Annotated in this window: 19 protein-coding genes; 7 read left to right on the forward strand and 12 right to left on the reverse strand. The window is 50.2% G+C overall.

Annotated features, from left to right (window positions below; genetic code table 11):
* Positions 1 to 48: 48 nt before the first annotated feature.
* The 4 genes from QHL1GM_RS15135 (at position 49) to QHL1GM_RS15150 (ending at position 5989) form a co-directional block, all read left to right on the forward strand.
* Entirely contained in the window at positions 49 to 2067 is a 2019-nt protein-coding gene (locus tag QHL1GM_RS15135; protein ID WP_254795363.1) for a TRAP transporter permease, read from the forward strand.
* Positions 2068 to 2156: 89 nt separating this feature from the next.
* Positions 2157 to 3416, forward strand: a complete 1260-nt coding sequence (gene eno, locus QHL1GM_RS15140) for a phosphopyruvate hydratase (RefSeq protein ID WP_071695202.1) — start codon at positions 2157 to 2159, stop codon at positions 3414 to 3416.
* 58 nt (positions 3417 to 3474) lie between these two features.
* Positions 3475 to 4932, forward strand: a complete 1458-nt coding sequence (pyk, locus tag QHL1GM_RS15145; RefSeq protein WP_071695203.1) for a pyruvate kinase — start codon at positions 3475 to 3477, stop codon at positions 4930 to 4932.
* 409 nt (positions 4933 to 5341) lie between these two features.
* Complete coding sequence (locus QHL1GM_RS15150; RefSeq protein ID WP_071695204.1) at positions 5342 to 5989, forward strand: 2-hydroxychromene-2-carboxylate isomerase; 648 nt, start codon at positions 5342 to 5344, stop codon at positions 5987 to 5989.
* A gap of 602 nt (positions 5990 to 6591) precedes the next feature.
* On the opposite strand, the gene QHL1GM_RS15160 is transcribed toward QHL1GM_RS15150, so the two are convergent.
* From QHL1GM_RS15160 to QHL1GM_RS15180, 5 genes are all read right to left on the reverse strand, one after another.
* Entirely contained in the window at positions 6592 to 7200 is a 609-nt protein-coding gene (locus QHL1GM_RS15160; RefSeq protein ID WP_071695205.1) for a hypothetical protein, read from the reverse strand.
* A 321-nt stretch (positions 7201 to 7521) separates the two neighbouring features.
* Positions 7522 to 8034, reverse strand: coding sequence for an opioid growth factor receptor-related protein (locus QHL1GM_RS15165; RefSeq protein WP_071695206.1), 513 nt, complete (start codon positions 8032 to 8034; stop codon positions 7522 to 7524).
* Complete coding sequence (locus tag QHL1GM_RS15170; protein WP_071695207.1) at positions 8034 to 8549, reverse strand: gamma-glutamylcyclotransferase family protein; 516 nt, start codon at positions 8547 to 8549, stop codon at positions 8034 to 8036. The genes QHL1GM_RS15165 and QHL1GM_RS15170 overlap by 1 nt, the downstream gene beginning before the upstream one ends.
* A 41-nt stretch (positions 8550 to 8590) precedes the next feature.
* Positions 8591 to 9625 (reverse strand): YafY family protein, encoded by a 1035-nt coding sequence (locus tag QHL1GM_RS15175; RefSeq protein ID WP_071695208.1) that lies wholly within the window; start codon positions 9623 to 9625, stop codon positions 8591 to 8593.
* 41 nt (positions 9626 to 9666) lie between these two features.
* A complete protein-coding gene (locus QHL1GM_RS15180; protein ID WP_071695209.1) occupies positions 9667 to 10293 on the reverse strand; it encodes a hypothetical protein in 627 nt (208 codons plus the stop codon).
* An 81-nt stretch (positions 10294 to 10374) separates the two neighbouring features.
* Between QHL1GM_RS15180 and QHL1GM_RS15185 the strand changes: the two genes are divergently transcribed.
* The gene (locus QHL1GM_RS15185) at positions 10375 to 10554 is read left to right on the forward strand and encodes a hypothetical protein (protein ID WP_071695210.1); all 180 of its coding nucleotides are present in this window, start codon (positions 10375 to 10377) and stop codon (positions 10552 to 10554) included.
* A 223-nt stretch (positions 10555 to 10777) separates the two neighbouring features.
* On the opposite strand, the gene QHL1GM_RS15190 is transcribed toward QHL1GM_RS15185, so the two are convergent.
* The 7 genes from QHL1GM_RS15190 to QHL1GM_RS15220 form a co-directional block, all read right to left on the reverse strand.
* Positions 10778 to 11212, reverse strand: coding sequence for a hypothetical protein (locus tag QHL1GM_RS15190; protein ID WP_071695211.1), 435 nt, complete (start codon positions 11210 to 11212; stop codon positions 10778 to 10780).
* Positions 11213 to 11881, reverse strand: coding sequence for an HNH endonuclease (locus tag QHL1GM_RS15195; RefSeq protein ID WP_071695212.1), 669 nt, complete (start codon positions 11879 to 11881; stop codon positions 11213 to 11215).
* Entirely contained in the window at positions 11881 to 15141 is a 3261-nt protein-coding gene (locus QHL1GM_RS15200) for an ATP-binding protein (RefSeq protein ID WP_071695213.1), read from the reverse strand. The genes QHL1GM_RS15195 and QHL1GM_RS15200 overlap by 1 nt, the downstream gene beginning before the upstream one ends.
* Positions 15141 to 16016, reverse strand: coding sequence for a hypothetical protein (locus QHL1GM_RS15205; protein ID WP_217648548.1), 876 nt, complete (start codon positions 16014 to 16016; stop codon positions 15141 to 15143). The genes QHL1GM_RS15200 and QHL1GM_RS15205 overlap by 1 nt, the downstream gene beginning before the upstream one ends.
* 13 nt (positions 16017 to 16029) lie before the next feature.
* A complete protein-coding gene (locus QHL1GM_RS15210) occupies positions 16030 to 18294 on the reverse strand; it encodes a dynamin family protein (RefSeq protein WP_071695214.1) in 2265 nt (754 codons plus the stop codon).
* Positions 18291 to 19241 carry a dynamin family protein gene (locus QHL1GM_RS15215; RefSeq protein ID WP_175540389.1) on the reverse strand — a complete coding sequence of 317 codons (951 nt, stop codon included), beginning with the start codon at positions 19239 to 19241 and terminating at the stop codon, positions 18291 to 18293. The genes QHL1GM_RS15210 and QHL1GM_RS15215 overlap by 4 nt, the downstream gene beginning before the upstream one ends.
* 576 nt (positions 19242 to 19817) lie before the next feature.
* A complete protein-coding gene (locus QHL1GM_RS15220; protein ID WP_071695216.1) occupies positions 19818 to 21062 on the reverse strand; it encodes a PcfJ domain-containing protein in 1245 nt (414 codons plus the stop codon).
* A gap of 269 nt (positions 21063 to 21331) precedes the next feature.
* On the opposite strand from QHL1GM_RS15220, the gene QHL1GM_RS19400 reads away from it, so the two are divergent.
* Positions 21332 to 21499 carry a hypothetical protein gene (locus QHL1GM_RS19400; protein WP_175540390.1) on the forward strand — a complete coding sequence of 56 codons (168 nt, stop codon included), beginning with the start codon at positions 21332 to 21334 and terminating at the stop codon, positions 21497 to 21499.
* Positions 21500 to 21681: 182 nt separating this feature from the next.
* The gene (locus QHL1GM_RS19405) at positions 21682 to 21840 is read left to right on the forward strand and encodes a hypothetical protein (protein WP_172515299.1); all 159 of its coding nucleotides are present in this window, start codon (positions 21682 to 21684) and stop codon (positions 21838 to 21840) included.
* Positions 21841 to 21893: the final 53 nt, after the last annotated feature.

Here is a 21893-nt window from a genome sequence, read left to right on the forward strand (position 1 = left end):
GGATTGCTCGGTAAAACAGTATTCATTGCATGTGTACTATTTACCGCGATGCATCTTTATGCGCTCAATGTTTCACCCATCGAAACCTGGACGTTTCGCATTCTCCACGTAGCTGGAGGCTTAGCCGTTGGGTTTGCCATCACCGCAGCGATTAGCCTGGATCGCAGCGGCGGAGAAGTACGCGTTACCCAGCGAGAATGGTTTGCCCTAATACCTGCGATAGCCGCTGTTGGCTACGCTAGCTTCTGTTTGGTCTTTGCCTGGTTTCAGCGCGATATTCAGGGAACGATCCCTTCCAATTGGGTTCTGGCTCATTTGAGTTGGGCGCTGGTTGTGGCGAGTACCATTGCGATTATCGGCAGTTGGGTTGGGCGAAGCTCAAGTCATTCGATACATTGGGCTGATATCGTACTGATTATTGCGTCGGTTCTGGTCGCTGGGTACCTTGTGCTAGTGCTCAACCGTTGGCGTATGACGGCGGGTATGCCTATGGCCAACCAAAATGATTTTCTTGTGGCTGCGGTGGGCGTTGCGCTGATTATGGAGCTGACCAGACGTGTAGCAGGACTGGCTCTGATTGCTATTACCGCAGTGTTTCTAATCTATGCATTTGCGGGGCCTTACTTGCCAGGTCTTCTTGAGCATCGCGGTTATACGGCATCACGTTTTTTCACCTACCTCTACACTGACAATGGCGTTCTTGGACCCACTACCGCTGTCTCCTCCACCTACATTATTTTGTTCATTACCTTCGCGGCGTTTCTGCAAGCATCACGTGTGGGCGATTACTTCGTGAATTTCGCCTTTGCGGCGGCTGGGCGTACCCGCGGTGGACCGGCTAAGGTTGCTGTGTTTGCCTCTGGCTTGATGGGTATGATCAATGGAACTTCTGCTGGTAATGTGGTGGCTACCGGTTCGTTGACGATCCCTTTAATGAAGAAAGTAGGCTATCACCCGCGTAGTGCTGGTGGCATTGAGGCTGCTGCTTCAACCGGTGGGCAGATAGTACCTCCGATTATGGGTGCAGGTGCCTTTATTATGGCGGAGGTCACCGGTATTCCCTATACCGAGATCGCGGTGGCTGCACTGCTTCCCGCTGCACTTTACTTTCTTTCGATTTACTTCATGGTAGATCTAGAAGCGCGCCGCGATGGCATGCAGGGTCTGTCTCGGGATCAACTGCCAGTTTTTAGACAATTGGTTAAACAAGTCTATCTTTTCCTACCCATCGTTATTCTGGTGAGCACCTTATACATGGGTTATTCGGTAATTCGAGCCGGTACCCTTGCGATGATCAGTGCCGCGGTAGTTTCTTGGTTTACTCCATATTGGATGGGGCCTAAGGCGCTGCTAAACGCGCTATCTTTAGGTGCACGAATGGCGATTCCGTTGATAGCGGTATGCGCCTGTGCAGGGATCATTGTTGGTGTCATTTCGCTAACTGGCGTTGGTGCCCGGTTTGCTTCCATGCTGCTAGGCATTGCTGATGCCAGCCATCTGTTGGCGCTGTTTTTCGCCATGTGCATTTCGATACTTCTAGGTATGGGGATGCCAACTACAGCAGCCTATGCGGTTGCAGCGTCAGTGGTCGCCCCAGGACTGCAGCAGATCGGTATTCCACCACTGGTTGCGCACTTCTTTGTGTTCTATTACGCAGTGTTATCGGCAATTACTCCACCGGTGGCGCTTGCTGGATACGCCGCCGCGGCAATTGCAGGTACTGATCCTTTGAAGACAGCTGTTACATCTTTCAAATTTGGCCTGGCAGCCTTCATCGTCCCCTTCATGTTCTTCTATAACCCTGCATTGCTCATGGAGGGTAGCTGGTTTGAGATACTGCGCGTTGCCATTACTGCCGGCGTAGGTATCTATTTACTAGCAGCTGCCGTTCAAGCCTGGTTCCTCAACGGCCGAGTAAATTGGATACAGCGCGTATTATTGCTTGTGGCTGCGCTGGCCATGATCGCTGGTGGATTGATGACGGACTTCATTGGTTTAGGACTCGGGGCGTTGGTCTTCGTATGGCAAGCTTCCCTCGAAAGAAGCAAGCATAAGGCACCAATCTGATTACTTATTGCCTCGTTAAAGTGGGGACGTTGCGGGCAGGTGACATACCCGCAATCTACTCCCCGCTTACGCAACTGAAGAAGATACCTATGACAAAAATTGCCGATATCCGTGCCCTTGAAGTACTCGACTCACGCGGTAATCCCACCGTAAATGCTGAAGTTCGCCTAGAAAGTGGGGCCACAGGAAGTGCTTGTTCCCCTAGCGGTGCCTCCACTGGGTCTCGCGAGGCTTTAGAGCTACGTGATGGTGATGAAGGCCGTTACCTTGGTAAGGGCGTTCTAAAAGCCGTCAAAGCCATTAATGGTGTTATCCGTGAAAATCTAATCGGAATGGACGCCTGCGATCAGCGCCGTCTTGACGATACTATGCTGGAGCTCGACGGTACTGACAATAAAGCCACACTTGGCGCCAATGCCATCCTAGCCGTCTCACTTGCAGCTGCTAAAGCGGCGGCAGTCGCCAAGGACATGCCTCTGTATGCGCATATCGCCGTGCTCTATGGCCAGCCGGGCCAATATATGATGCCGATACCTATGATGAACATTCTCAACGGTGGTGAACATGCTGATAACAATATCGACATTCAAGAATTCATGGTAAGGCCAGTAGGTGCACCGAATTTCCGTGAAGGTCTTCGGATGGGCGCTGAGATATTCCACGCCTTGAAGAAAGTGCTTTCACAACGAGGCATGTCTACTTCGGTGGGTGATGAGGGTGGTTTTGCCCCTAGTTTGTCCTCCAACGCTGAAGCGCTTGCTGTGATCCAGCAGGCGGTAGAAGAGGCTGGCTATGTGCTAGGTAAGGATGTCGAGTTAGCGCTGGATTGTGCTGCCTCTGAGTTCTATCACGATGGTCAGTATCATCTTGCTGGTGAAGATAAGTACTTTGATGCAGCTGGCTTTATAGACTACTTGGCTGAACTCTGCGACCAGTATCCCATCACCTCTATCGAAGATGGCTTGGACGAGTCTGATTGGAAAGGATGGAAGAGGCTAACCGATAGGCTCGGTGAGACAATACAGCTGGTTGGAGACGACCTTTTTGTCACTAACACAAAGATCCTTAAGCGCGGTATTGACGAGAAGATTGGCAACTCCATTCTAATCAAGTTCAACCAAATCGGTTCGCTCACCGAGACCCTTGATGCGATCCGGATGGCCCAAAATGCGGGGTTTACGACGGTGATATCCCACCGTTCCGGCGAGACCGAAGACACTACCATCGCCGATTTAGCCGTTGGGGCCTGTGCCGGGCATATTAAGACCGGTTCGCTTTCCCGTAGTGACCGTGTAGCAAAGTATAACCGGTTGTTAGTGATCGAAAGCGAGCTAGAACGACATCGCTAGATGGCCTTGATTGAGCAATGCTCCCCAGTCAGCTCCACGTTAACTCTCTAGGCATATTATGAAACGGCTACAACGACATCCCATTCGACGTACTAAAATCGTTGCCACCCTGGGTCCGGCCAGTGACCGTGATGGGGTGCTCGAAGCAATGTTAAAAGCTGGCGTCGATGTTGTGCGCCTTAACTTCTCCCACGGCTCGGCGGAAGACCATCGCCTGCGATTGTTAAGGGTTAGAGAAATTGCAGATCGCCTTGGTCGGAGCGTCGCTGCCCTGGGCGATCTGCAGGGGCCGAAAATTCGAATTGCTCGTTTTGAAAAAGGGGCTGTGGAACTGACGGAAGGCCAAACTTTCGTGCTCGATATGGCAATGGAGGGCGACGCTGGCAATAACGAGCGAGTAGGTTGCGATTATGCGTCGCTAGTCGAGGATGTGGTCTCTGGCGACCGACTGCTGCTCGATGACGGGCGTTTAGTGCTTGATGTTACCCAGGTTGTAGAAAAGCAAATTCATACCACTGTAGTAGTGGGTGGAAAGCTTTCCAACAATAAGGGCATTAATAAACAGGGCGGTGGGCTTTCGGCACCGGCACTGACGGAAAAGGATAAGGCAGATCTCAAACTAGCAGTAGAGATCGGCGTCGACTATTTAGCGGTTTCCTTTCCACGTAGTGCTGCCGACATGCAGGAAGCTCGTCTCCTGCTTGGTGAGGCTGGAGAGGAGATCGGTTTGGTCGCCAAGCTTGAGCGCGCTGAAGCCGTTGCCGACAACGCTAACCTGGACGGTATTATTGAGGCTAGTGAAGCAGTTATGGTGGCGCGTGGCGATCTAGGTGTGGAGATCGGCGATGCTCAACTAGTAGGCATCCAGAAGCGTATTATCAAACAGGCTCGTACGTTGAATCGCGCGGTGATCACTGCTACGCAAATGATGGAATCGATGATTGAGTCGCCGCTACCCACACGCGCTGAAGTGTTCGATGTAGCCAACGCTGTACTCGATGGAACTGATGCCGTCATGCTCTCTGCTGAAACCGCCGCCGGCGATTTCCCAGTAGAGACCATTGAAGCTATGAACCGTATCTGCCTTGGTGCCGAGCGTGAGCGCATCATCCAAGAATCGGGTCATCGTATCCATGAGGGCTTTAGTCAAATCGATGAGACGATAGCGTTATCCGCCATGTACGCGGCCAACCACCTGTCGAGAGTTGGCGCCATCGCCTGCATGACGGCCTCGGGCTACACACCGCTGATCGCATCGCGCATCAGCTCAGGCTTACCGATTATTGGACTAGCTCATAGTCCCATTGCCCAGCGTCGTATGGCTCTTTATCGGGGCGTTGTCTCTATTCCTTTCAGCACTAGTGAAATGAGTGCCGAGGAACTCAACGATCAAGCCCTAGCGCTGCTGGTAGATAAGGGAGTCGCTGAGAAAGGCGATCGTGTGATCTTGACTCGTGGCGACGAGATGAATGCACACGGAGGCACGAATACCCTTAAAGTTTTGACTATCATATAGCTGGCTATGAAGAGCAGAGAATGAGTAAAAGGGATTACAACATAACTGTTATGAATTGTACGCTATCTGTATGGTCATGGTTTTCCAAACGATAAAATAATAATGGTCGGTTAACCATCGTCTGAAAGATAATTATAAGGCTGAGCACAGCGACGGTTTTGTCGTTAAGGCTTCACTCTATTACTAAATCGTGCATGTTATATGTTTGAAGTTCTTCAGCCCTATCTGAAATTGATTGGTATTAAAGCTTGCTAAACAGGCTTATGTTGGCCCTCCGAAGCCGAGGGGCGCAGGTTCAAATCCTGTCTTTCATACGGACTCAATCTGGCATTCTAAGGCTTCGGCTGAAACAACTTAACCGATCCAATATTATCAATTGATTACTTATTAGAACGGGAACCTAGTGAACATGCTATCCATCGAACTCTATTGGTCTTTTCGCAGCCCATACTCCTACCTCGTTCTGCCTCGTGTTCTATCGTTGACGAAACAGTTCTACGTCAATGTCGATCTGCGGATCGTGCATCCTGCTGCCGTGCGCAACCCTGACTATTTCAAGGGAATGAACCGGCTGGCACGTCCTTATTTCTTCAAGGACACGGCGCGGATGGCGGAATTCCTGGGAATACCGTTTCGTCGCCCGATTCCTGATCCAATCATTCAGGATCCAATTACATTAATGATCGCGGAGGAGCAACCGTATGTCTATCGGCTCGGCAGACTCGGAATCGCGGCAGTTCGCCGCGGTCGCGGCCTGGCATATTGCGACGAGGTTTCGCGCATGCTGTGGGACGGCACAGTCGATGGCTGGAGTACCGGTAACCATCTAGCTAAAGCAGCGCAACGTGCCGGGCTGTCGCACGATGAACTGGAGCGCAGCATTGCTGCCGATACGGCCTCGTTCGACGCTGAACTTGACGCGAACGACGACGCATTGCGTGCGGTCGGACACTGGGGCGTGCCGACGATTGTATTCAAAGGAGAACCGTTTTTCGGGCAGGACCGCTTCGACGTGCTGATGTGGCGCCTCCACCAGCATGGTTTATCGCCGCGATAATGAACTGCGTTGCGAAAGTGAAGCGGGCCTTCTCTGATGCTCTACCTGTACCGAGTCAACCGACCGCACAGCGCCCTCGTAGCACGGATTCCTGGAAGCGAGGATTGCTGAAACCTTTCCCTTCAATAGGTAAACGTGCCGCATCTCGCTATCCTTCGGATTGATGAGGGCCTCTACTTTGGTAATACCCGCTTACTAGAGGAAATGTTGTTTAGTTCGCTGCTGCTAATCCACCCTTACACCCTAAATTCAAAAATTAATCGCAGCACCTGCGGTTTTTAGCGCTACTCAAGAAGGGGGTAACGTCGGCGCGACCAATTGCCGGGACAATAATTGCCCTTGCAGAAAGCCTAGGGTTGGGCGTGATTGCTGAAGGAGTAGAAACAGAAGATCAGCGCTTGGTACTCGCCAATCTGGGGTGAGGTATTTATCAAGGCTTTCTATTTGGGCGCCCCTCGCCAGTGGATATTTTTACAGGCACTTTAAAAGGACAGTTAACCCACTCATTGGATTAGTGCCTTGCTTTCGCGTCTATGCGGGGAAACGGCATTAGGTAGATGGCGTTTACTACTCCATCTACCATTAAACCTTAGAACCAATAATTAGAAACACTCTGGATCAATCTGCAGCGTGAGTCGTCTTGGATCGCGGGGGGACAGGGCCATACGCCCGCCACGAGTATTGCGTAGCATTATGCTGGGTAGAACGCGCGTATGGCCGGTATAAACTTCTTCAATTTCTCTCAGATACTGCCTTAAGCGCGGCCAATGCCGGTTGGCACCAACATTCGGTCGACGTGTGCCCAATCCTTCAAAGGCGTCATCAAGGACATCTCTCAAGAAGTAGCGAAGCTCGATCTCAGAGATTTCATTGAGGCTTAGTTCAGAAAGCCTTTCAAGCATAATACCTATCAAAAAATTAGGACTTAAATCATCAACATCGGCCGCTTTAAGTAGAGCCTGAGCCAGACAGTTGGGATCTTCAGGGTGTTGAATATCCCCATATTCGCTGAAGTCTTTAGTATTTTTTGGGTTGGTAGCTAGCGCATTACTAACTTTAGCAACAGCCTCTTGGAAGGCATCTTTGGCTTTACTTTTCTCGACGCAGAGTTCTGTACCGAATACATCCATCCAGACTTCTTTCAACCGTGAAAGAGCATTCCAATAGGCTTGTGCTGCTCCTTTCCCTTTATCATCGAATGCAAAACTCATAAATAACCTCTATAAATTAATAGCGTGTCGGTACGTTAATGCGGCAATGAGCAACTTTTGTTGCGCACTTGAAATGAACCGATTATTCCGGGGTGCGGTTTATTTGAGGCCGTAAACGATGGCCTTGCATCGCATGCTGTTAGTGTGCCTCAAACTTCTGTTTATTCTGCCATTGCCATTGCCATTGCCATTGCCATTGCCAGCGCATTATCTACTTCAATCCCAAGATATCTTGCAGTGCTTTCCAGCTTCGTGTGGCTCAGGAGCCGTTTCACGGATTCCAAGTTGTTCGTGCAACGGCGTATCAATCTACACATGTGGTCATGTGCATGGTATTGCCTCCCGCCAAAACTGGATTGACGTGTCGGATACCACCCCCTGCTTGGTGCCGATCTCCATGACCGCTTGCTGAAAGGCGCGGGCAAGGTCTGGCTGATGGCACAAGACTAACGACCGAATGATACGTGAGATTCGTAAATGGTTATGGCCACCGGCTTTCAGCCAGATGTGTGTTGGCATCGCCAGGGTTGGTTGAGCGACGATGCCATTCTCTTCCCGAGTGAGGCCAAAAAAATCGAGCATAACCTCCAGCGAGCGCTGCTGGTGCTGGCGCATAACGTCGCTACCCTCAAAGGCTGTTTTGACAGTAGGCGTTAAAAGGGGCGCAAAGCCGTTAAACCGTCCTGCCTCAGGGATAGGGAACAGCCACTGAATGTAGTCGTGGGTATGCTCTAGCCAGAAAGGCGAGAGTGCCCAGATCTCTTCAAGTAGACGCCCTTTATGATCGTGGCCTTCCCCACGATAAAACACGATTAAGCGCGCATTATTGTCCATTATACCCCCCGCACTAATGGTTCAGCGTGTCCATGCAACGCCATTTCGAGCGCGTGGCGTTCGGCATCGTGATCGTGGTGGGCCTCAATGCGTTCCAGCGCACGAATATAGTAGGCGGGTAATCCATGTTCACGTGCACCGGCCAGCACATGGTGCTTGTACCATGTATATGGACGAAGCCCTAGGGCGGTGACGTTGCCCACATACGCCTGCACCTCAAACTGACGGTCACTGGCAAGGTCCGTGACCATCAGCCAGGTTTCGTTGTAGGCCACCCCAAGCCCCTCGTAACGATCGAGGGTGGGCTTATGATGAGAAGCAACCTCCCAAATAACCCCATATACCGCGGACTGCTCTGAGGCGGGCACAATATCGCACTTGCCCGAGCCGTCCCCACTACGCTGATGAAACGCTAACCGATACGCAGGTAGCAGGGCGGTAGTCACAAAGCGTGCCGGAATCCGTGCGGCTAAGCGCTGCGTTGACATATTGGATCCATAGGCAAAGCAGAGCATGGCGTTCTCCTTAACGTGACGTGGTTATTAACAGCCCGTGTTTAGTGCATATCGCAGGTGTCCGGGGTGTCCTGGTAATGTGCCAGTACCTGGGCCGCATTTGCCTTTAGGGTCTCTCGCCACGCACTTGGTGCAAGCACTTTGACATTGGTGCTCATGCCCATCAGCCACCAGAGGGTTTGCTGATCATCGGGCACCTGGGCGGTCAGGCGATACCACTGGCTGCCCGGCAGGGCTTCAATCGTTTGTTGCTCTGACAGCGGTGTTTCTTGCAATAACCAAGCGACCGGGCGTGCGATCTCTGCCTCTAACACCACATTGTCTGGACCTTGGCGATAGCCAAACGCACCGCTTTGGATATAGCGATCAATATCGAAATCGTCACGGGCTTGCCAAGCGCGCTGGCTGAACGCCGCGTGTTTTACCCGGTGCAGCGCGAACTGGCGTAGATCCTCAAACCCATCGACGTGCGCCAGTAAATAAGTAGCGCTATGGCGGCTTACAATCCCCTGGGGATGAAGCGTTAACGGCTTTTCTGTTTCAGAGGTGCGTGATAAATACATCACGTCGATTGCTTTTTGTTCCAGCAATGCCTCAGCGACCGTCTGCCAGATAGCTTCATCTAGCTCGGCGGGAATTAACGCTTTGCCATTAGGAATCGCGCGCACGCAGCGGGCCCATTTACTCAGGCCGTTAGACGCCATGCCGTCTAGTAACTGCCGTGCATCGTTAAAGTGGGGCGTTAACTGACCCACCACCACCGGGGGGAGCAGTCCTTTAAGGTACTCCTCGGCAAGCACCAGCGTTAACGCACTCGGCACGTCCAGTGCCGGTAAGTGGCACTGGAACGCACGATCAAAATACCAACGGTAAGGTTTTTGGCTATCGTCGCAGCCAATCGGAAATTGCGTTGAGAGTTTTTGACCTAAATCACGCTGTAACGACCGCGTATCAATATGAAAACCGCGTTCCGCGAGTTTCTCTTTTAGCACCGGGGTAGAAATGCGCCCTGGGGAGCGAGGAATGAGCTGCAGTAGCGTCAAATAGCGAAAAAGCGTATCGCGCGCATCGGACATAGTGACGCCACCCCGAGGATTAATGATGAAAACGAAAGAGTCTACCGTGACTCACAAAACTTAGCGACTCTCTCGGGCAGTGTATCCGTCTCCCGAGCGAGCAAATGAGCACGGTGACGCCATAGCGTCACGGTGCTCTGTTCAGGTGTCGTATTAGGCAGATGCGCCCAGAGCGCGGCAGGGTGTATGTCGGCCGTTTTCTCTAAAGATGTATTGGGGTGTCCTTCAAGCCATCGATATACCTTCCGCGCGCTTCGCCCAACGCAGACGGGAAACAGCAACGCATCAAACGGGAGCGTGATACCCAGCTCAAGCAACAGTGCGTTCACCTCATGATCACAGGCGAGGTGCCAGCGGTGGTGGTTAGCGACCAGCGGCGCCGTTAAGTGGCCCGCGACACAGTGCCAGAGTAAGTGCGCCTGTAAAAAACGGCGTGATTCATCGGAAAGGGAAGCGCTGTATCGCGGACAGAAATAGAGATGTCGCCCATCGGTACTCGCGGAATCAAATGACGGCGCCACGACCGGCGTTAGGGTCAAAAACTGGCTTAAAAAATTCATGACAGGGAGCGTGTTAGCCCAAGTGTCGCGATCCGCTTGCCACTTGGCAAGCTCCCTCTCTTGCTGGGAAGTCACCGAAGCGGTTAATGAGCACGTCTGTATATCCATATCCTATCTTCCCCAAATGAAGAAGGTAGTACGCTACGGTAGTGCTGCGACAATGTAAGCCGCATAAAGCGAGGATTACCTATGACTGTTCCGTTAACCGCGTATAAGGTGCTGTGCTTCTTTGGACTGTGGGGCGTAATCGCAAGGTTGACGCAAAAGCCGTACTTCCATTTGATAGCCAACGGCACAGGACACATTAAAAGCGATGCGGTTATCGCAGTGCGGGTTGTTTTTACACCAGAAGTGCTGGAAAAAGCCTGAAAGGTTTCCAAGGCGGTGGTGCAAGGTTGGTTGATCAGAGAGCGCGTCATGTCGGCGCTATCTGGAATAGCGCCGTCAATCGTGACCAAGTACGCAGCTCGTACCTCAGATGGTTAAGGCAAACCTTACTTCCTAGTAGGGCAATGCGTGTTATCCATTAATGGAGTGAGTCATGTCCCCCAGCGGCTGTGACAGTATAAAGGGGTCATTGCATCGGACTGCTTTATAAAAAATCATCTTGAGGGCCAACTTTAAAAGTACCCTTTTCTTTGTATAAGGCTATTCCATGCTCAATGTCGATATCTGCATCAAACAGGATCCCCCAGTCACCATTCTCCATGAATAATATATTACGTGGAGTGAGGGCATTGAAAACTTCTTCTTCACTAAAGAATTTATCGTAAGTATTTTTTAAGTACACAGAAATGCTAGGAATTGAAGTTTTAATAATATCTTCAATTCTTTCTTTATATTCCGAGAATGCTGTCCTTTGCTGGTCAGAAATTCCCTCTCCATTGTAGGCATGAGCTGTAATCTGAACATCCACTCCCGTTGTATTCCACCAATAAATGCTTTGCCTTCTATACCAAGAGTGCTTGTACGCCATCTTCCCAAAAATAGGATCGTCAAGCGTGGTAGTATTAGCGCTTTTAGTCATTTATGCGAACCCCTTCTTTGCTTCAGAAATACCGCCAGAGTGTGGAATGTTTCCGTGAACCAATGATGGTACAAGATCCATAGTTTTCTGATCGCTTCGCTCATGCCAGCTTAGGCCATTTTCTTTACGATAGGCTCTTACGTCCGAAGGAGACCAAGCTTTGCCATTTTCTTCTTTCTCTGTCCATTGCTTAGCGCAATTCTCATCGGCCTGAGTGAAGTTGGCATTTCGGTCGGCCGTAAAATCATCTATCTCCACGGTCGCTTCACTAACCGCCTCAAAATTTGGCTCCCCCTTTTCAAAAGGGATGGATTCAAAACTAAGCTCTTCTTTTATCTGTTGCCATGTCATTCCTTCGGGATTGTGTTTTTTGGGTGAAATGCCATCATCCGACACCCAGTCCGAGTCTCCCCTGTCGCCACTCCACTCACCACCGCTTTCAGGCAAGTATCTTCCTTCCGCCGCATAGGGATGAGCCTCGACTTCTATGTTATGAGAAAATCGGGGCACTATCTTTTCATCCAGCTCAGATGTATCTATCTGTCCCTCATAAGAGGAGAAAGTGATAGGCTTGTCCAAATCATCAATGCTGAGTACTTCCTCTGCCTCTAAGGATGTGGGGGTGAAAGATGATGTTTCTTGTAGTAAAAATGATTTACTGAACTCCATCAGAAGCCCCTTTGTTCGATATGGTTACGCCATGCGGAATAAATTTCTATATTTCTATGATTTTGTTGAGCAAAATTATTTAAAAGGCATTGTTGGGTCGAGAGACGTAGCTCTATTGAAATGTCTCCAGCAAGCGTGCTTACCATGTTGTCTAATTTTTCAGCAAGCTGGCCTATGGGGAGTGGGTGCTGGGCAATCTTGTTAACAAAGTTGTGACAACCCAGTAGACATACCACTTTCTGAGCGGTAAGAGAAAAGTCCTCTGTCTTTAGCGTTGTGCTTCTAACATCTTCTTTATATTCGTTCACTTCTTTACTTAGTTTTGCTGTTACATCATCTTTTAATGCTGGGTCGGACAAACCCTGCTCTATGAGCTGGAGGTTTATATCACTCATTACTCGGTTTCTGAGAATAAGCTTCAATGCTTCTTTGTTGAAATGCTTACGGTTGAATTGTGTAGTCTCTGCAGGCTTGCGATAAATCACTTCCTGTCCAGAAAATTTGTTGACTTGGCAGAGTACTGGTTCCAACCAGTCATTCTGATAGACGACCGCAACCCCCTTTGGCAGTTTGGCGATCTCATCGAGTTGTTCGTCCCTCAAGGCCGCGGATTTGCCTATCAATCGCCGATCAGCCTCCTCAGGCAGGCGCAGAATGATTTTTGTACTGGTATTACGAATGGCAGCGATATCAACGGCGTTGGGGGATTGGTCGACGATGATGAAACCCTCGCCATAAGTCCGCATCTCGGCAATGGCATTGGTTAGCATTTCAACCGCTTTGGCGGCAACACCATTCCCTTCACTACCACTGTCCGATGTACGGCGGAGTATGTTGTGAGCCTCCTCCAATACCGTGATATGACGCAACGGCTGGTTCATGCCTCCCTGAGTCATGCGATATTCACTTAAACGCATAACCAAAAGGCCCATAATGAGAGCCTTGGTTTCGGAAGAGCCGACACGGCTGAGGTCAATAATCACGCGACTATCGAACAACACTTCGTCACCAACTTCGTCGCTAGTGAAAATCTGCCCGTTCAGCCCGTTGGTGAGAGAATTAACACGTGTAGAAAGCGAGCCAATGTAGTTGCCTTTAAGTTCTTGTGAATAGGCTGAGTCCTCAATAACCCTCTCCAATGCTTGAAGAAGATCTACGAAGGTAGGAAAAAGGTCGTTACCATTACTATTAGTTGAATCATCAAGGTTCCAACCGCAATCCCGATAGGCATTCAGCACCGCATCTTTTAACACTGCAGGCATGGCCGCATACATTGGCCAGCAAATATTGAAGATTTCGACCAAGCGATCAATGTGCTCCAGCACATGAATTCCTGATGGGAATCGGAAAGGGTTAATCTTGAGCAGTTCGGTATAATTCGGGTTGGTACCGAACACGCGAACGCCGGGCAATTGACCGAAGACATTCTTGTATTCCCCCTTCGCGGGTTCGATGACAAGAAAAGGAATATCAGCTGCGCTGATCTGTTCAAGCATACCGTAAAGTGTATTGCTTTTGCCTGAGCCGGTAGAGCCGCTGACGAAAACATGGCTTGTCAGATGATTAAGGTTCAGCGAGATATTCTGGGGTAGGTTTTGCCACAGGTGGCGCAGTTTTCCCAGGATCAGACTTTTCACCGCGTCGGTATCACTTGTCGTATCGTCCAGGCGCTGAACCTTGCGGCCAAAGGTTTCAGTGGTGACGACAGAAACCGTTGAAGTCGAGCTGCGTGGTAAGCTCAGTTGGATCGCCAACTCTTTGCCTGAGACCAATGTCGCCGGCGTAAGATAAGTGATAGGGATCTGTTTCGAGAAGTTCGTTTGAAGCTGAGGGTGTCGGAATGTCGCTAACCAGTCGATGATGTTTTTCTTGTTTCTGGAGTTCCAGGTACTTAAGGCAAAATCTTCATGGCTGGATTTACTGCCCCGGATCAACCCGAGGAAAATACTGGCCAATGACTCGGAAGACGCTTGGCTATCTCCAATAAAATAAGCTGCAGAGTTCCATCCGCCGTAGGTTTTAGCTTCGTCGATACGCTCCAGGTGGTGATCGATTCTACGCAGTAACTGCTCAATGCTCTTGTCGGTGGCCTCAATCGAGACCTGTTTGCTCGACCCTAAAGTCTTGTTTAGCGAGCGACTATCAGTAACACCCGTTGTTTGTGTGGTCGAGGTTGTTTCGGAGGTAGCAGTGCTTTGGTTGGTGCTAGAGCTTTCGTTCGTGCTATGGGCAGTCGAATGGTTTGACCCCGTAGTTCTCTGGTCAGCAAAAGCGCCCGCGACTGTACCACCCAATTGGGCACCTAGCATGGCACCCATTGGGCTTAGGCTGACCACCCCACCAATAGCCATGCCTGCTGTAGTAGCGACGATAGAGGCGGTTTTTGCGGTTGCTGTCTGCTTGCTTTGAGACTCAGAACTGCCTGTCGTTTCTGTCGTGGATGTTCCCTTGGTCTCCGTCGTACCCTTGGTCTCGGTCAGCCCTAGACTTGTGCCCAGTGATTCGCTTAGGCTCTTGCTTATATTTAGGCCAACACTATCGCTCTCCTGTTCACCGAACGATAACTGCTGTTTGAGCAGCGGGGAAAGTTGTGTGGCGACTTGCTCATAACCTGCACGAATCAGATCGAGGTTCTGCGAGGAAACCGGCTCGGCCAGAATAATAGCCTGATAGGCACGGCCTTCGGCGGCATCAATGAAGCGCTCCAGACCCTGCATGAAGTGTTCGCGATTATCGGTGGAAAGAGCAGGCACCCCTGTCACGGATGTGACGCAGGCAGAAGGATTATTCCGCTGCTCCTGTACATTATTGAGCAGTTGATTGGTTTCTTTCAGCGCTAGAGGGTGCAATGCACTACCTGGAAAATGTCCTTTGAAAACTTCCTTTAACAAGTCGCCTGAATTCTTACCCAGCAATTTGCCGGGCTCGCCACGAGTGCCGAGATAAAGCTCGGTCTGTTGCCCATCGGAGTTCAACAGCATGAATACCGCATATCCGGCGGCACCTAGAGCGGTATAGGCAGCCGTTGTGCTTTCCAATACGGATTGCTTATTGGCCTGAACAATACGTTCAATATGGAACAGTCGCATATCGGCGGCACGGCTGAACTGTGCCTCGGACGTACTTGTCTCTTGAACCGGGTACTGATCAAGTTCCGCCAGATAGCTGCGGTTAATTAGAGTTTGCGAGGCTGCCAGTGAAAGGGCAGCATTTTCTTGGACTTCACGAATGGCCAGAGGCTTTGAGGATGTATTGCTCATTAGTTCTGTCCATTTATCAAAGTAATCAGGAGAATCGCGAGGGCGGCAACTGCACCGCCAATTATCAGCGCGGTCCTAAATACTCGCTTGTGTTCGGCATTGTGCTGCTGAGGTTGGCTGCTGGCAGCATGGGAAAGCGTCTGGCTGCTGCTGTCGTGAGATTGTGTGTTGCGTGCAGCAAAACCTTCGACACCCTGCTGGCGCAGTAAGCTTCGTACTTCGATCAGATGTAAAAAACGCTCTTCGGAGAAGTTGGTTTTCAGGTAGACAACTTGATTAGCATAGTACTCGCTGTCCCAGAGCTTGCTGTCGGTCACCATGCCACGTGCGAGCATCTTCTCCGAGTAAGCCTCGAACAAGCCCGGCACCCTAGCCTTGGTCCACTCGAGATCAGCCCGCAGTGCGTCGCTGGCTAGATTATTTCTGTTCAACTCCAAGCGTAGAGCAGTTCTTATAGTGGGCAGATCACCTGATGCAACGAATTTTTGGAGGTTATCAGAGGGTGTGTGGCTTGAAGCCATGCTGGGTGTACTCCCTTGGTTAGAATTGGAAAAGCGAGGTGGTGAAGGCACGAAGCCTTTCACGCCTTTATCACGCAAAAAATCACGTACCTCAATTAGATGCTCAATTCGCTCGCGGGAGAAATTGTACTTAGCGTGCTCAATATGATGGTCAAAGTATGTTGTGTTCCAGGCTTTGGCTTTCTTGCTTAGAATGTTGTCTTCATTTTGTTGGAATTCACTTAGCAGTTGGGGAGCGTGCCGCGTAGCCTCATTAATGAGACCACGCAAGTGAACCGAACTGACTTCAGGTTGATTGAGCGATGAGAAAAATTCTTTCCTAATCTTATCAAGCCACTCATTAGTCAAAGTCATGGTGCTCTCCCTATTAAATAGCCAGCGTACTATCGAGGTTGGTCTTAAAATTTTCGATCCACGTATGAAGCTCTTTGGCTTCGGCAATGGCTTGCTCGCGGGCTTCACGATCTGTGGCTTTTTCTTTCAGAGAGTCAAGCAGCTCCGCAAATTTAAGGTCGAACTCGTCAGTCATGAAAGCTACGAACTGGTCAATCTGTCGATTCTTCCCAACTTCAATTTCGTCTCGCGCATTTTGTACCAACTTGCTAAATTCCGTTTCGATATGTGTGAGCCTGTCTTCCCACAAGGCACCAAGATCAACGTAGCTTTCAGTACCGTATTCATTAACAGTTTTTTTGCGGCCCCAAGAGAAGGGGTTATACCATTTTGAGTCTTTAACTGGCCGTGAGCCGATGACAACTTTCTTTTCTTGAATATCGTTAGCTTTAACGTTCAGATTGAATGAAATATCGGCGACAGTTTTCTTAATCCCTTCTAGGATTGGCAAGTCTAAATGCTCAGACTCTAGGAAAATATTAGCAATGTAGCGCTGGTAGTCCGCTTCCAAGTCTTTTCGAACGATATCTTGAGTCGAATTGAAGAGGTTCTCGTAGGCATTTATCAGTTTTTTGTGGTGGAACTGGAGGGTTTCCTCGGCTTCCTGAACGCGCATTTCTGCGATGTTGACTTTGACGGGTTTCTGCTGCTTGTCGAAGCGCGCCTCTAGTTTTCGAAGGAATGGATCTGCTGTTGCCTCTAGCTCGAGCAACTGTTGTTCTGTTTCCGGTGGCAGCGTCTTACCTTCCCGTTCCAACTTACCTTTGTAGGCCGCAGTATCAAAGCCCATCTTCTGGCGCTGCTGCAGGGCCTCAATTTCTTCGTTGAGTTGCTCCAGTTGCCGTTCGTTCTGGCCGAGCTGCTCGATCAGTTCGGCTTCGTTCAGTCCAACCTCGATAGCACGCATTAAGGCGTCATAGGCGCGCTTGAGGCGATGTGGAACGTTGTACTTGTCGATGTATTCGTCAATCATTGCCTCGACAGCAGGTAAACCACTGCTCAACATCAAGGGGGAGAGATTTCTCTGTTGTAAGCTGCGTTTCACCTTTTCAGTGATCGGCATATATTGCAGTAGGTTCATGCTTTCCTCTTCGCTGAAGAGGTCAGCCATGGATCGGAAATCACCGCGTTCCTTGCGAGTGTGCTGGTCCTGGGGCTTGCGAATAAGGCGCGTCAGGTTGGCCGAGGCCGGGTAGATTAAAGGGCTATGGATGTCGTTATCGATCAGGTATTGTTTAACCCGTGACAGTACTTGTGAAGGATGTTCGCCGCTTTCTGGGTCGAACACGTCCATCTTGTTAACCACGAAAATAAAGCGATCCTTACTTTGCTTTCCACCCTTGTGCATGGTTTCGGCGACCAAGCTCAGTAGGTTGCGGTCGTCATTGGTGCCTAACTGGCTTGCATTGAGTACATAGAGAATCAGCGGATTACGTTTGGAATCTTGAACGAAGCCCATAGTCGTACGCTGATGTTCTTCATCTTGGCTGTTATTCGGACCGGGAGTGTCGGTCAGTACCAGGCGTACATCGGGGCGCTCCTGAATGGCTGCGATGTTACCCTCGATGTCGATCAGCTGGGTATCGGCTAACTGATTCCACTCCTTCAGCAGTTCCTGATCGGCTTTCTCTTCTTCACCTACCAATTGGCCGCTGCGGTCGAAGCGTTTGGCCGTAAAGTGATCGGGCTTCTGGTCATTATCGGTAATTCGGGCAAGGGTGGCGGTAGTGGCTTCATTGGCGGCGGGCAGCAGATCGCGACCCAGCATTGCGTTAATCAAAGTTGACTTGCCCGATGACATGGTTGCTACAACATACACGTCAAAGTCCCGATTGAAGGCTTCTTCAATTGACTGGCGCGCTTCATCGTTTTCTTCGATAAAGCGCTTGAATGTTGGATGTTCGTTCGCCTCACCTATTAGATCACGGATTTTTTTTAGGCGTTGATCGGCTGGCTCTGACTCTCTCCATACCAGTTCCACCTGCATGCCGTTGGCGATAGCATCATGAGCCGCTTCCTGAACATCTAGAAAGTCTGATTCCACGCCCTGGAAAACAATGTGGAAATTATTGTCTTGGTTAAACAGTTCACTCAATTCGCTGAATAGATCTTCGACCCAAAGTTGTAGACGTGACTCGGTATAGCTGGACAGTTTGCAGCTAGCCGCTGGCGCTTGGCCATTGATCCTAAATTGGGTATCCACCGTAAAGGGATTGTGGATGATTTCAATTTTATTCATGCTGATACCTTGTGTTTTGCTTTTTCTTTACGGGGTTGTGCCTGCAAGAGTGCTGCCCGCTGCCGATTGATAATTAGGACCACTGCCGCTAATCCGCTATACGCCATCAGAAGGTAGAGTTCACTTTTGTCAGCTGGGGTGTCAGTGGTTTTTCGGGACGTGATCTGCATGTACTTCTTAACGTTTTTGCTGATAACGTCAGGTACACGCGAAGCATTAAGAAGAGCGCTACTATCTTGTAAGTAGATGTCCCTGAAATTCGCGAATTCGAGACGTTGTTTTCTTGAAAGAGGCTTGCCTATCAATTTTTTCCTAGCATAAAGCGCCGCATTGGCGATCATGGGAACGATGGTAGGGTTGGTAAAGCCAATATCGACAAGATAAGCAAAGGCTTGCTCAACGTGTTTCGTGAGACTTTCCCCTTTTTCGCAATCCAGCTGGTCGACTTTATTCAGGATAAAAATGACCTCATGTGGCCGCTGGAGTTGGGCTAGTTCGTTTTTGACGGTTGTTAGTAGAGTTCTGTCATCGCGTGTTCCAAGCTGAGTAGCATTTAGAATGTAAAAAACCATATCGAATGGAATGTTCTGAATGGCGTCTATAGTCAGTTGGGCGTGACGGGGATCTTGACTGTTATTGGGGCCAGGCGTGTCATGCAGCGCCAGGCCTTGTGCAGGTCGGCAATAGGTACTGAGGTTCCCTTGCAAGGCAATATTTTTGACCCGGTCATCACTGTTCCATGTTTTTAGCTGCTCAGCCTGAACGTTTACTACCGAATCCAACAGGTCGCCATTGTAGGCATAGCAGCAAGCGCTGGTTGACTTGCTTTGGTCATCATGACTAAGAGTCGTGATACATGCAGTGGTGGCTTCATTGGCAGCATGCAGCAAGTCATCCCCAATAAGTGCATTGATGAAGGAGGATTTTCCTGCACTCATTGTCGCCAAAATGAGTATATCGAAAGGGGGATAAGTGACTGAAGATTGCTCTCTATACTTAGTCAATGTGATGTCAACTTTTGTGGTCGTGAATAGAAATTACCCACCTGGTTAATTTTCCGCTTGATATTCTTTACTCATGCTTTGGCTTATGTATCTGAATTTACAGCCTACACGCACCAAAGGAACTTACGGTCTTGGTGAACTCAGGCATAAAGTCATGCCAAGGATTTCTATAGGCTCAGTTAAAATTTTACTTTGTAGTCAGGCGACATTTAATTAGCTATCGGCTGTTAGCCTGATTACTTTAGAAGCCACTACATTGAAATATCCCAATGGATATCGTCCGCTTCAAATGCCTGTTGAGGTGGCCTGCAATACGTTCGAGATTAGCCCCGCTATTAGAGAATGCAGTCAACACTGGGGCCATTTGGATCGTTTGTTGCATCGGCTACGGATGCTGTATTCACGTCTAAATGTGTTCCCACTGCATGGCCGACCCCTTTGTTGGCTACTGGACTCATCATAACGCCCTAGTACGACGTATTGTGTCGCATTGGATGATGATAAAGAGGGTGTTAAAGGCTATGCGTCTGCTTGCTCAGCCAGCCACTGATGTATCACCTGCTGCGCTTCCGATGATGGCTGGGTATTTCGTACGCCGTGTGCTTGGCTGAGTCCCCACTGGTGGCCCTGAGGCGCAATGGCAATCGTGACCGATTCCGGTAGATGCAGGTGATAAATCGCGACATGGCCCAGCGCAACGGGGCGGTCATAGCTGCCCACACAGTGGTGCATCCGCCTCCCTTCTAGCAGCAATCCTTTCCACGATGTGATGGCCGTAATGGCACCACGGTTAGGTAGTGGTGGTGATGGGTAAGGCCCATGGCGCTTCTCAAGTAAAGCGGCATCACGGGCCATATCCCCCATACCCATGCGCGTATTAAAACTTGTTACTTGTCGGTCGTGCAGTGCTTGCAATCCTGTCACCGTCGTTACGCGATGTAGCGCCTCCAGGTTAGCCTCGGCCAAGCGCTGAGTATCGCTCAGCATCTCTTTCAGCCATGCACTCCCACGGCCAGCACGGCTGGACGTTAGCGCGTCATCCATTAGCAACAGTAAGCCCGGCCAGCGCTCACCGTCGTAATTCGCTAAGAACATAAGTTGCTTCACGTAAGGAGCGGGGTAATGCCGTAACAGCCGGGTCGTCGACGGGTCGTGAAGTGCGCGTTTAAGCACGATAAATTCCCGCTGAATCATAGGGCAGAGCTGACACCGACGGAGCAGCTTGGCGCTGGCCCGTGTGTCTGGCAAGCCGATTATGCCGCATAGCGTGGCTTGTTTTTCGCTAAGCGCAGCAGAAAGTGTCTGTTCAGACCACTGTGCCTGCAGACCTTTATCGACGAGCAGGATAAGCAGAAGTGGCGACGATGTTGCCAGTTCTAACGCTGCACTCAAACGCCCAGCCACTTGCGCCAGCGCGACGCCCAGGAAGGGCACCGAATTAATGGCAACTCGGAGTGCCTCTGGCATGCATTGGGTTAAGGCACCGCCGTGGGTATCCATCAGCGTGTTCCAGCTAATACCGGGCGGTTCTAAAAAAGCGCCTGACGCCAGCGGCTCACCTTCCGCCTCGCTTAGCCACGCAAAGGGTGTTGCAGATTGCCAAGGAGAAAGCCGCACCACCATCGGATAACCCACCGCAGAAGACATATCAAGTGCGATGCGGTGATCAAATGGTGGCTTCTTATTAGGCCAGAAGCGCCGCAAAAAGCCAGAAAGCCCGCTAAGGCAGGTGGATGTAAAGGGCTGGCTGATCAGGGAACGCATCGATTGTTTAACCTAAAGGCAGGGTGGTCGACTGATGGTGATAGATGCATGCGACGTTAGGTGTCGCTTGATTGGGTTAAGCTAGTACTAATGGTTTAGTAAGGTATTTGTAGGATCGACTATTTCTTCTTATAGCATAGTGATAACCTCATTATTATTAATGATTACTCACTATTTAGCATGATAAAAATAGTGCGACGGGGGGGCGGAGCTTTTGCTCACCCTCCTGGCATCCCTTTGTCGCCTCTGGTTGAAACTAGGAAACAGGCATGTCAGCTCTTTACACCCTCGGTGAGCGAGTGGTTATCCGTGATTGCGAATGGATCGTCCGTCGGGCAGATCCCAGTGACGACGGCGGCTATGTGCTCACCGTGGAGGGCCTTTCGGAACTGGTGAGCGGCAAAAGCGCACGTTTTCTTATCAAACTGGAAGAGTAGACCGGTGCCATTCGCACGCTCGACCCCGCTGAATCTCGGTTACGGCGTGAGCAGTCTTAAGTTAAGATAGGTTCGGGTTGGGATGCAATCGCCAAGTTTGCTGACCAAGCTGTTGAGGGCCTTATAGCACAGTATCGTGCAGCGGGTATGCCAGCGATCTCGTAAATGATAAAGGCGAAGTAGTGGCGAATCTGGAGCTTGCTTGGTGGGGCTCAAACATTGGTGTTGCTATAAATGAGCAAGATAATCAGGCGTCACGGAAGTTAGGTTGGCGCGTCGATAAGGTCAACTTCACCATAGAAAACGTCCATCAGCTACAAGATGTGTTGCTGTCAGGATGAAACGTTGAGGTGTCCATTGTTACTGGTCAGGATCAAATCCACTCTGACCCACA

Source organism: Halomonas sp. QHL1, assembly GCF_001882345.1.
In the GTDB taxonomy this organism is placed as follows: Bacteria; Pseudomonadota; Gammaproteobacteria; order Pseudomonadales; family Halomonadaceae; genus Vreelandella.